The sequence below is a fragment of the Pristimantibacillus sp. PTI5 genome, assembly GCF_048572955.1.
Taxonomy (GTDB): domain Bacteria; phylum Bacillota; class Bacilli; order Paenibacillales; family Paenibacillaceae; genus Pristimantibacillus.
This window is the reverse complement of record NZ_CP183886.1, coordinates 660,717-672,574: the sequence shown is the minus strand read 5'-3', so window position 1 is coordinate 672,574 and position 11,858 is coordinate 660,717. Positions and strand designations below refer to the sequence as shown.

Here is an 11,858-nt window from a genome sequence, read left to right as displayed (position 1 = left end):
AATAACGGAGGTTAACAGATATGATTAAAGAGTCCATCGCAGGTACATGGAGATTTAGTTTGGACGACGCCAAGCAAGGAATTAAAAATGAATTTTTTAACAGAAAGCTATCGGATGAGATTCAGCTGCCGGGGACGACCGCAGAGAACAAAAAAGGCCTTTATAACACGGCAAGGGAGATTGCCCATCTAACGGAAACCTACCCTCTGCTCGGTTATGCCTGGTATCAAAGAGAGATTGAGATCAAAGGAGAATGGAGCGGTAAACAAATCCGGCTGTATATGGAACGGACAAGAGTATCGCAGGTTTGGATCGGCGAGGAGTGGAAAGGAACCCAGAATAGCGTAAGCGCCCCTCATGTTTATGAGCTTGGTCCCATGAATGCCGGAACCTATACGCTTACGGTTTTGGTTGACAACAGCGGGTTGCCGGTAAAAGGCGGGCATATGACATCGCCAGACACGCAAACGAACTGGAACGGTTTGCTTGGTAGACTTGAAATTCAGGTCGTTGAGCCAATCCGCATGGAGAACATCCAGGCCTATCCAGACATCGCCAATAAATCCGTTCGTCTAACGTTTCAGTTGTTTAATGATACAGCCGATGATGCGGATGCCAAAGTTACCATTTCGCAGGCGGAGCATGCAAAGCCAGGCAAGGCAGAAATACCGTTTGATGATAAAACGTATCAGATCCGTGTGAAACCGGGCAGTCAAAAGGCAGAGCTTGATTATGCCATGGGTGAAGATGTTGCATTATGGGATGAATTCACGCCTATCCTGTATCATTTGCAGCTGACTCTTGAGGCAAGCAATGGCGGAACGGGATACCGGGACGATCAGGCGGTCAACTTCGGCATGCGTGAATTCGGAACCGAAGGAACGCAGTTTACGAACAATGGGCGCAAAGTTTTTTTGAGGGGAAAACACGATGCGTTGGCCTTTCCTCTGACAGGCTATTCACCGATGACGGTGGATGAGTGGGTGAAGGTGTTAGAGGTTGCGAAGTCCTATGGGATTAATCATTACCGCTTCCATACCTGCTGCCCGCCCGAAGCGGGATTTATGGCAGCTGACCTGTTAGGCATATATTTTGAACCGGAGCTGCCCTATTGGGGGGCGTTTCAAGACCCGGAGGATGAAAGCTACGATGAGGCGATGGCCGAATACTTACGGAATGAAGGATTACGCATATTAAACGCTTACGGAAATCACCCTTCTTTTGCCTTGTTTACGCTTGGCAATGAACTGCACGGAAGCCGCAAAGCCATGTCCAGCCTCCTGAAAGAGTATAGGGAACAGGATAATAGGCGCTTATACGCCGAAGGGGCAAACAACTATTTCTGGGCACCGTCATTCTCCGATGATTCTGATTTTTGGGTAACGATGCGGACAGGCCATGGCGACTCGATTGTACGCGCTTCTTTCTCTCATGCCGACTTGCCTCTTGGGCATGTGCAGGCGAACTATCCGTCAACGCTAACCGATTACAGGGATAACCTGCCGGAAATTAACGTGCCAACGGTAAGCCATGAAATCGGACAATATCAATCATTTCCTAACTTCCGAGAGATAGACAAGTATACCGGTGTCTTGGAAGCACGGAATTTCGAAGTGTTTCGCGAAAGGCTTCGCGGCAAGGGAATGCTTGAGCAAGCGGATGGTTTCTTCCGGGCATCCGGTCAGCTCGCCGTTATTTGCTACCGCGAAGAAATCGAGGCTGCCTTGCGGACGCCGGGCTTTGGCGGTTTTCAGCTTCTTGATTTGCAGGACTTCCCTGGCCAAGGTACGGCCCTAGTTGGAATGCTGGACGCATTTATGGAATCAAAGGGTTTTATCGAGCCTGAACAATGGCGCGAGTTTTGCTCAGAGATTGTATTGCTGGCCCGTTTTCCCCGGTATACGTATGCTTCAAATGAAAGATTTAAAGCGCAATTGGAGATCGCTAATTTTGGACCCTGTGCGCTTTCCGCTGTAACGCTTGTTTGGTCGATCAAGCAGGGCGACCTTGTAATCGGAGCCGGGGAAACCGAGTCAAAGGATGTCGGGCAAGGGGTTCTCAAAATCATAGGGACGATCGAGCTTGATCTATCGGGGGCCAAGGTTCCTGATAAGCTGATGTTAGAAGTGAAATGGAAGGGTAATGAAACCGTAAATCATTATCCGATTTGGGTGTATCCGGAAAGGGTTGAGACGCAGCCATCAAATCGCGTTTATGTGCGCCAATCGATCGATCAAGAGGTATCCGGCCTATTGGACGCTGGCGGCCGCGTGCTCTTGCTTCCTAAACAGGAGGAGCTGTCCACACATATTAAGGGAGCATTCGCTTCGGATTTCTGGTGTTATCCGATGTTCCGCTCCATCTGTGAAGGCAAACAAGCAGAGCCTGCGCCGGGGACGCTTGGGATTCTTTGCGATGAACAGCATCCGGCTTTCCACTCGTTTCCGACAGAGTTTCACAGCAATTGGCAGTGGTGGCCAATAGTCATGAACTCGCATTCGCTTATTCTTGACGACTTGCCGGAGAGCTTCCGTCCGATCGTGCAAGTCATTGACAACTTTGAGCGAAACCATAAGCTGGCTCTTATTTTTGAAGCTAAAGTCGGTGAAGGGAGCCTGCTTGTATGCGCAAGCGATCTCTTAGGGCAGCAGGATAAACCGGAGGTGCGGCAGCTGCTCCATAGCTTGCTGAACTATGCCGCCTCAGAGGATTTCAAGCCATCCGACAAGTTGAGCATAGAACAAGTTCGGGGCATCTTAGACCCTAATGTTCCAACCAACCGCGCAGCAACTCGTGGACAAGCAGTCATCAATCCTTCCTACCCTAACTAGCAGGCTATTGGAATATGAAACGGGGACTCTCCTCAGTCATTCACGATGACTGGGGAGAGTCTTTTATTTAGGCTTTGCATTCGCAGAATGCTTGCAGGGGATTCGGCGCCTCATCAAAAAAAGTCGTAAAAGTGTTAATCAAATAGTCGACATAGGTATAGTCAACCGTGTGCGAGATGCAATATAATTAAGAAAGATTTGCTTGAATTGAACTTGGAAGTTGATGCTGCGTGCAGCTTAGTTCCATAAGGGAGGTCGAGAATGGAAGCAGAAAGATCGGTTGCGCTGGAGCTCAGAACGCTAAGAAATATGTTAAAAAGACAGATTGACGGGTTTATTAATCAAAAATACGCGGATCAGTTGACAGGCATGCACGGATGGGCGCTGAAGTTCTTTGTCGATAACAAGGATAAGGAGATTTTCCAACGCGACTTCGAGAATCATTTCTCGATCAGGCGTTCGACCGCGAGCAAGATTTTGCAGCTAATGGAGAAGAATAACCTCATCACAAGACAATCCGTTCCTTACGACGCAAGGTTGAAGCAGATTATTCTTACACCGATGGCCATTGAGTACTGTGAAGCCATTTTCGGGAAGTACGTCGAATTGGAGCGTGAGTTGAAGAAGGGCTTGTCGCGAGAGGAGCTGGATACGTTTTTCGCCGTCTTGGATAAAATCAAAAGCAATTTGGAGTAGCAGTCGTCAGAGTTGTCGGGACGGCTTTCATTAAAGTAATATTGTTAGTAGGCTTACAGTTCTATAGCTAACAACAGGGAGAAGGGGCGTTCGGTAGATGCTTAAGATTTTGAAGTATTTTAATCCGAAAAATGTGTGGTTTATTATCATCAGTACTGCGTTTATCGTGCTCCAGGTATGGCTCGACTTGAAGCTTCCCGATTATTTGGCGGAAATTACGAAGCTGGTACAGACCGAAGGCAATTCCTTGAGTGAGGTGTGGGAGCCCGGCGCTTATATGATGATGTGCGCGATCGGGAGCTTGCTCGCTTCCTTCATCGTCGTCTATCTCGTCGCGCAGAGCGCCGCGTCGCTTGCTAAGAGACTAAGGGGCCTGCTCTTCGACAAGGTCGAATCGTTCTCGATGGCCGAGATGAACAAATTCTCGACGGCGAGTCTCATTACGCGCTCCACGAACGATATTACGCAAGTGCAAACGATCGTGGCGATGGGTCTTCAGGTTATGATCAAGGCGCCTATTTTGGCAGTCTGGGCGGTTGTGAAGATCTCCAGCAAGAGCTGGCAATGGACGCTCTCATCCGGCGTTTCGGTTGCGCTGCTTCTGCTCATGATCGCGATCGTCATTTTGTTCGCCATGCCGAAGTTCAGAGCGATTCAAGGATTAACGGATCAATTGAACCGGGTAACGAGAGAAAGCTTGACTGGCCTGCGCGTTATCCGCGCCTATAATGCAGCTCCGAGCCAGGAAGCGAAGTTCGAACACGCGAACAAAGAACTGACCGATGCGAATCTGTTCACGAGCCGTTTAATGGCTTTAATGATGCCGGTTATGAGTCTCATCATGAGCGGATTAAGCTTGGCGATCTATTGGATCGGCGCTTATCTGATCAATGGGGCGGATACGGCTGCAAGGCTCGGCTTGTTCAGCGACATGGTCATCTTCTCTTCCTATGCGATGCAGATCGTCATGGCTTTCATGATGCTGTCGATGGTATTCTTCATGCTGCCGCGGGCGTCGGTATCCGCCAAGCGTGTCATGGAAGTATTGAATACGGAACCTAGCATCAAGGACGGCAGCTCGAAATCGAAATCTTCAAACAGTGCCAAGGCAGGAGAGATAGAATTCCGAAATGTCAGCTTCAAGTATGCGGATTCGGATGAATATGTGCTTCAAGACATCAGTTTCGTTGCGCGTAGGGGCCAGACGGTTGCGTTCATCGGCTCGACGGGGAGCGGCAAGAGTACGCTCATGAACTTGATTCCAAGATTTTACGACGTGACGGACGGAGAGGTGCTCGTAGGGGGCATGAATGTCAAGGATTACTCGCTCCGGGATCTGCACAACAAGCTGGGCTACGTTCCTCAGAAAGCGGTATTGTTCACGGGAACCGTGACATCCAACGTCGCTTATGGCGATAACGGGCAAGCGGCAGGCTCGGCGGACGATGTGAAGAAAGCGGTAGCGATCGCCAAGGGCACAGAGTTCGTCGAGAAGCTCGAGGGTGGATACGAGGGCAGCGTCTCGCAAGGCGGAACGAACTTGTCTGGCGGTCAGAAGCAGAGGCTATCCATCGCCAGGGCGGTGTTCCGCAAACCCGACATTTACATTTTCGACGATTCCTTCTCTGCGCTTGATTACAAGACAGACCGTCAGCTGCGCTCCATGCTGAAGCAAGAAACATCAGACGCTACCAACCTGATTGTGGGACAGCGAATCGGAACGATCAAGGATGCCGATCTTATCCTCGTTCTCGACGAAGGCAGGATCGTAGGAAGAGGTACGCATCAAGAGCTGCTGCAGACCTGCGAGGTCTATCGTCAAATCGCTAACTCTCAGTTGTCGAAGGAGGAGCTCGAAATTGGCTAAACAACAGACTGCATCCAAACCAAACATTGATTTCAAAGGCACAATGGGCAAGCTGGTCGCGTATTGCAGGCCGTATCTTCCTCTTATTGCCGTAGCTTTACTGCTGTCCGTCGTGGGCACGATATTTACGATTATCGGACCAAGTCAGCTGGAAGCTATGACCGATCACATCACCGCGGGCTTAATGGGCGAGATCGACATGGACGCGATTGCCCGCATCGGCATTCTGCTCTCCGTCCTGTACGGATTAAGCGTTGTCTTCTCGTACTTCCAAGGCTACATCATGGCTACGGTAACGCAGAAGGTATCGAGAGGGTTGCGTACTCGCATTTCGCAGAAGATCAATAAGCTTCCGCTCAAGTATTTCGACTCCAATAGCAACGGCGACGTGCTGAGCCGCGTGACGAACGACATCGATACGATTGGGCAAACGATGAATCAGAGCGTCGGGATGCTTGTAACATCTGTTACGATGCTGGTCGGCTCCTTGGTTATGATGTTCTACACGAATGTATGGATGACGATCACGGCGATCTTGTCGACCTTCCTGGGATTTGCCTTCATGACCGTGATGATCAAAAAATCGCAAGCGCATTTCGTCCACCAACAAGCGAACTTGGGAGCGATGAACGGCCACGTCGAGGAAATCTTCTCGGGTTACAATGTCGTTAAGGTCTATAATGGGGAGCGGAAGGCGAAGAAAACCTTTAACGAAATTAACGATAAATTATATGAAAGCTCTTGGAAATCGCAATTTCTATCCGGCTTGACGATGCCGCTCATGATGTTCGTCGGCAACTTCAGCTATGTGGCGGTTTGTATTGTCGGTGGCGCATTAGCGATGAACGATCACATTTCGTTCGGTGTCATCGTCGCCTTCATGCTTTATGTCCGGCTGTTCTCGCAGCCTCTAGGACAGATCGCGCAGGCAGCAACAACAATGCAATCGACTGCTGCAGCATCCGCGCGCGTATTCGAATTCCTGGAGGAGAAAGAGCTCGAGGACGAAAGCAGCAAATCGAAGGTGCTTAAGGATGTTAAGGGACAAGTCGAGTTCCGGAACGTGGCCTTCGGGTATGATCCCGAAAAGCTGATCATCCATGATTTCTCCGCGCGGGCACTGCCCGGCCAGAAGATTGCCATCGTTGGCCCAACGGGTGCGGGGAAGACGACGATCGTCAACCTGCTCATGCGGTTCTATGAGTTGAACGGCGGAGAAATCGCCATCGACGGCGTTCCGATTCATGAGCTTCCTCGGGAAAACGTGCATGAGCAGTTCTGTATGGTGCTGCAGGATACGTGGCTGTTTGAGGGAACGATCAAAGAAAATATCGTCTTCAACAAACTAGGGGTTACCGATGCCATGGTGAAGGACGTCTGCAAGGCTGTCGGCATTGACCATTTTATCCGGACGTTGACGCACGGCTATGACACGGTATTGAACGAGCAAGTAAACTTATCCGCAGGGCAGAAGCAGTTGATTACAATTGCCAGGGCTTTGATCGCGAACGCCCCGCTTCTCATCCTCGACGAGGCGACGAGCTCCGTAGATACAAGAACGGAGCTGCTAATACAGGAAGCGATGGACCGGCTGATGGCGGGACGGACCTCATTTGTTATCGCACACAGGCTGTCTACGATCAAGAATGCCGACATCATTCTCGTTATGAAGGACGGAGATATTATCGAGAGCGGCAATCACCGGGACCTGCTTGCGGCAAACGGCTTCTACGCCGATTTGTACAACAGCCAGTTCGAGAATGCGGAAGCGGCTCTGTAACGAAGACGTGTGATCAAAAACTGAAAGAGACGGCAGCCGGCTATATGGCTAGAAAAGTTTGGTTATGTCCGATCATGAAGCAGGTTAACATAGCACAAGCGAGCGTATGAAGATCCTGAATAGATGAAGAGAGGCCGCCGATTATATCGGCGGCCTCTTCTTGTTGTTGGAAAGCGATGATTTCTCTCTTATAATTTTGAGCCTTACGCTAGCGATTCAATGCTCCAGTTCTTTGCTTGTTGAAGGAGACCAAAACGGCAAATAGCAGCAGGATGACTCCTGTGAACGTAAATCCTTCAATTATGGTGAACGGCAGCCAGCCTAACACAGAAGAGCCGGCAACAACACCAAGAGAGAAGAAGGCATAGAAGTAACCATAAGCTTTCCCGCGCAGCTCCGCCGGCGTGGCGTTAATGAGCATCGTATTAATAGATGGAAACAAGAAGGCAAAGCCTACTCCATAAAGGCCTAACACGGAGTATAGTGCGAATGTCGTCGTTGATTGGCTAATAAGCAGCTGACTCAATCCCATTAAACCGATTCCTATGGCCATCGTTTTTGATGAGGCAACACGATCGAAGATACGATTCGTAGGAAGTGCGAATATGAGGACGGCGATGATCCCAAAAGTGCTCATTAAGGTTCCGCTTAATTTCGAATCATAGCCAAGCATTTGAATATGCAAGGGTAACAAATAAGCGATCACGCCTTGTGAGAACATTAAGAAAAAGGCGCCGCCGTAAGCCTTTATTACACCAGCATTAAAAATCGAGCCCGATGACGGAACGGTAGTTTCGTTTTTCTCTTTCTTCGATATTTTGTACTTGCTGAGAAAAATGGCGGACAGAATGGCAAGTGTAAAACCCATAATAGATACCCACGTAAAAACAAAAGGCACGGAGGTTTTGCTCGCCATAATGCCGCTGAAAGCAGGGCCTATAATAGCGGCTAGTCCAACAAATGTACCGGTGAAGGCGACCTTTTTCCCCTGCTGATCATTTATCGTCGTATTCGCAGAGAAGGTAAACGCGGCTGGAACAATTAATCCGGCGACAAAACCATGTATGATCCGTACGATGATCAAGAATGAGGGTTGATCGACAAAATGATAAAGCAGCAGAGCGCTGCTTGATAACAGCAATCCGATCATTAGTATTTTGAAAGGCCCGACCTTATCGGTCATAATACCGGATAAAATATTGCCAAGCGTATTGGCTAATGAATATAGCCCGATGACAAAACCTACAATAAACGAGCTGGCACCGACGGAAGTCGCAAATGTGCTCATGACCGGCAGCTGTGAGAATAAATCAAAAAAAGAAAAAAACACGATGCTGTAAACGAGCAGGGCATAGTTAAAAGGCTTTACGCTGTATTTGGCCTGAGCCTTCTTCAACTGCCAGTCCAATAAAAAGTTCCCTAATGGCACAAACGCTGCAATTAATGCGGCAGCAGCCCAAAGAGGACTCCATTTCACTCGAATTGCCGCATAAAGGATGGCTAATGCATATAAACTGAAAATCCCGCCGTGAATGCTGCCTACAATCGTTACGGCTACTTCTATCCCCCAAATATATTTCAAGGGCATAGCAATGCTTAGTAATACCAGTAATGAAATACCATCAAAAAGGCCTGCTATACGTAAAATGTAGATTGGATGTGATCGCACTTGTGCTGCTCCTAATATATATTTTGAACCGATTACTCCATTCTAACATTTTATTAGGCAAGTAAAATAGGAGGGTTAATGCAAGTGTATGAATAAAAAAATTACTTAACGCCAATGAATTAGGGCTGGCAAAGACGCGATTTTACCGCGTCTTTGCCAGCTCTTTTTTTATTTTCCGCAACCGTAATCGAAAAACGCAAGTTTTGAATAAAAAAGTACACTGTTTAGATGCGCATGCTTAAAGAGCCAAAAAATTTAAAGGGAAACCGAAAGAGCCTCCGTATATCGACGATATGAAAGCGGTTTATAATTGCCCTACACCAGAGATGGTGATAACGAAAGGGGATGAAAGAAGAAATGAAAAGGTACAGAAAATTAGGAGCGACTGTCGCTCTATCACTCATGATGATTTTTAGCGCTGCTTGCGGGAGTAATGCAAATAACGGTAATTCAGGCGGGGAGAACGCGGGTACGAATGCAGCGGCTGGAGCTGCTGCTAACGATAATGCCGTAAAAGCAAGCGGAGACAAAAAAATTACACTTGGTTTCTCGCAAGTAGGTGCTGAAAGCGGTTGGCGCTCGGCAAACACCAAATCGATACAAGAGTCTGCAGGTGAAGTGGGCTATGATCTGAAATTTTCCGATGCGCAGCAAAAACAGGAAAACCAAATAAAAGCCATTCGTTCGTTTATCCAACAAAAAGTGGATGTAATCGGCTTCTCCCCCGTCGTTGAATCGGGCTGGGACACGGTTCTTAAAGAAGCGAAAGACGCGGGCATCCCGGTCGTCTTGACCGATCGCGCCGTTGATTCTGCGGATAAATCGCTTTATGTTACCTTTATTGGCTCCGATTTCGTGGAAGAAGGCCGTAAAGCCGGACAATGGTTGGTTGATCAGTACAAGGATGCACAGGAACCGGTCAATATCGTTGAACTTCAAGGTACGACTGGCTCCGCGCCGGCGAATGACCGCAAAGCGGGCTTCGAGGAATTGATTAAGTCAAATCCTAACTTAAAGGTTATCGCATCGCAAACGGGTGATTTCACTCGTGCGAAAGGCAAAGAAGTTATGCAAGCCTTTTTGAAAGCACATAAAGATATCGATGTTCTTTATGCGCACAATGACGACATGGCACTTGGAGCCATACAGGCAATCGAAGCTGCGGGTCTAAAGCCAGGCGTAGATATTAAGATTATTTCTGTAGATGCGGTTAAGGACGGTATGCAGGCAGCGAGCGAAGGGAAAATCAATTTTATCGTGGAGTGTAATCCTCTGCTAGGGCCTCAATTGATGGAAGCCGTACAAAATATTATGGACGGTAAAGAGATTCCGGCTCGCATTGTGACGGAAGAGTCGACATTTACGTCCGAGCAAGCGAAAGAGGCTTTGCCGACACGGGCTTATTAATTCAAACTTATTTTAAATCAAGCGAGAAAGTCACTCGATCCAGCCGAATGCTGCCTCCAGAGTGGCTTTCTCATTTGAAAAGGAGAGATATCCAGTGAGTGAGCTTCAACCTGTTCTGCAAATGACGGGCATTCATAAAGGGTTTCCTGGCGTTCGTGCATTATCAGACGTGAACTTTCGTTTATTCCCGGGCGAGGTTCACGCTTTGATGGGGGAAAACGGAGCAGGTAAATCAACGCTGATTAAAGTGCTGACGGGCGTTTATTCCATCGATAAGGGAACGGTTCTTTTGAACCATAAACAAATTTCGGTTCAAAACCCGCATGAATCACAAGAAGCCGGTATCAGCACCGTATACCAAGAGGTTAATTTATGCACGAATCTCACGGTGGCGGAAAACATCTTTATTGGAAGGGAACCAAGAAGATTCGGCCGTATTCTTTGGAAGGAAATGAACCGAAGGGCAGAAGCACTTCTGCGCGACCGTCTTCATTTGCAAATCGATGTGACACAGCCTCTAAATGCTTATTCGGTTGCTATTCAGCAGTTAATAGCCATTGCGCGGGCACTCAACATATCGGCTAAGGTGCTCATTCTCGACGAGCCAACCTCAAGCTTGGACAGCAATGAAGTAAAGCAGTTGTTCACCATCATGAGAAAGCTGAAAAACGAAGGTCTAGCCATCCTTTTCGTCACGCACTTTCTAGACCAGGTCTATGAAATTTCAGATCGGATAACGATCCTTCGTAACGGCGAGTTCATTGGAGAGTATCCGGCTAATAAACTGCCTCGAATCGAACTCGTTTCAAAGATGATTGGCAAAGAACTTAATTTGCTCGAGGACCTTCCGAAATTATCTATTGAGGTAGAGTACCTTAGGAATGAATTAGTAGTAGAAGCAACTGGGGCAGGGAGAAAGGGAGCGATAGAGCCCTTTGATTTGAAACTCCATAAAGGAGAAGTTGTTGGACTCGCGGGTTTGCTAGGGTCAGGCCGTACGGAAGCTGCGCGTTTATTTTTCGGAGCTGACAGACCTGACGTGGGATCGGTCGTTGTCTCGGGGACGAAGCAAGCGGTTCATTCCCCTAGGAAAGCAATCGATCAGGGGATAGCATTTTGTTCGGAAAACCGCAAGACCGAGGGTATAATCGATGATTTAACGATTAGAGAGAACATTATTTTGGCTCTCCAAGCGACTCGCGGCTGGCATAAGCCAATTTCCCGCAAGCGACAGGATGAAATCGCCAACGAATATATTAAGCTTTTGAATATTAATCCTCCTAATCCGGAGCATCTCATTAAAAACCTAAGCGGTGGCAATCAACAAAAGGTGCTGCTGGCAAGATGGCTGCTGACGGATCCTAAATTGCTGATATTGGACGAACCGACAAGGGGAATCGATGTAGGCGCTAAGGCGGAAATTCAGAAGCTTGTGCTATCGCTCGCCAAGAAGGGAATGTCGGTTCTTTTTATTTCCTCTGAACTGGAGGAAGTGCTGCGGGTTAGCAATCGCATAGCCGTACTGCGGGACAGACGCAAGGTAAAGGAAATTACAGACGAAAAATTCAGCCAGCAAGAAATTATGCAGACCATCGCAGGAGGATAAAC

At 48.2% G+C, this 11,858-nt stretch carries 7 protein-coding genes; 6 read left to right on the top strand and 1 reads right to left on the bottom strand.

Annotated elements, in window-relative coordinates; genetic code table 11:
- Positions 1-20: 20 nt before the first annotated feature.
- The 4 genes from ACN6MW_RS03270 to ACN6MW_RS03255 all read left to right on the top strand — a co-directional run bounded on the left by ACN6MW_RS03270 (position 21) and on the right by ACN6MW_RS03255 (position 7,174).
- Entirely contained in the window at positions 21-2,831 is a 2,811-nt protein-coding gene (locus ACN6MW_RS03270) for a sugar-binding domain-containing protein (RefSeq protein WP_419874208.1), read from the top strand.
- Positions 2,832-3,092: 261 nt separating this feature from the next.
- Positions 3,093-3,527: a MarR family winged helix-turn-helix transcriptional regulator gene (locus tag ACN6MW_RS03265; RefSeq protein WP_419874207.1), complete on the top strand. Its 435-nt coding sequence runs from the start codon at positions 3,093-3,095 to the stop codon at positions 3,525-3,527.
- A 97-nt stretch (positions 3,528-3,624) separates the two neighbouring features.
- On the top strand, positions 3,625-5,394 hold the full coding sequence (locus ACN6MW_RS03260; RefSeq protein WP_419874206.1) for an ABC transporter ATP-binding protein: 1,770 nt from the start codon (positions 3,625-3,627) through the stop codon (positions 5,392-5,394).
- Positions 5,395-5,437: 43 nt separating this feature from the next.
- Complete coding sequence (locus ACN6MW_RS03255; RefSeq protein WP_419876260.1) at positions 5,438-7,174, top strand: ABC transporter ATP-binding protein; 1,737 nt, start codon at positions 5,438-5,440, stop codon at positions 7,172-7,174.
- A gap of 208 nt (positions 7,175-7,382) precedes the next feature.
- Here ACN6MW_RS03255 and ACN6MW_RS03250 read toward each other — a convergent pair whose 3' ends face one another.
- Positions 7,383-8,843, bottom strand: coding sequence for an MFS transporter (locus tag ACN6MW_RS03250; RefSeq protein ID WP_419874205.1), 1,461 nt, complete (start codon positions 8,841-8,843; stop codon positions 7,383-7,385).
- Between the two features lie 357 nt (positions 8,844-9,200).
- Between ACN6MW_RS03250 and ACN6MW_RS03245 the strand changes: the two genes are divergently transcribed.
- Entirely contained in the window at positions 9,201-10,250 is a 1,050-nt protein-coding gene (locus ACN6MW_RS03245) for an ABC transporter substrate-binding protein (RefSeq protein WP_419874204.1), read from the top strand.
- A 94-nt stretch (positions 10,251-10,344) separates the two neighbouring features.
- Positions 10,345-11,856, top strand: coding sequence for a sugar ABC transporter ATP-binding protein (locus tag ACN6MW_RS03240; RefSeq protein WP_419874203.1), 1,512 nt, complete (start codon positions 10,345-10,347; stop codon positions 11,854-11,856).
- Positions 11,857-11,858: the final 2 nt, after the last annotated feature.

Bases quoted from the DNA above. Each gene is read 5' to 3' on its own strand.
- ACN6MW_RS03270 (WP_419874208.1), top strand. From the start codon at position 21: ATGATTAAAGAGTCCATCGCAGGTACATGGAGATTTAGTTTGGACGAC.
- ACN6MW_RS03260 (WP_419874206.1), top strand. From the start codon at position 3,625: ATGCTTAAGATTTTGAAGTATTTTAATCCGAAAAATGTGTGGTTTATT.
- ACN6MW_RS03255 (WP_419876260.1), top strand. From the start codon at position 5,438: ATGGGCAAGCTGGTCGCGTATTGCAGGCCGTATCTTCCTCTTATTGCC.
- ACN6MW_RS03265 (WP_419874207.1), top strand. From the start codon at position 3,093: ATGGAAGCAGAAAGATCGGTTGCGCTGGAGCTCAGAACGCTAAGAAAT.
- ACN6MW_RS03245 (WP_419874204.1), top strand. From the start codon at position 9,201: ATGAAAAGGTACAGAAAATTAGGAGCGACTGTCGCTCTATCACTCATG.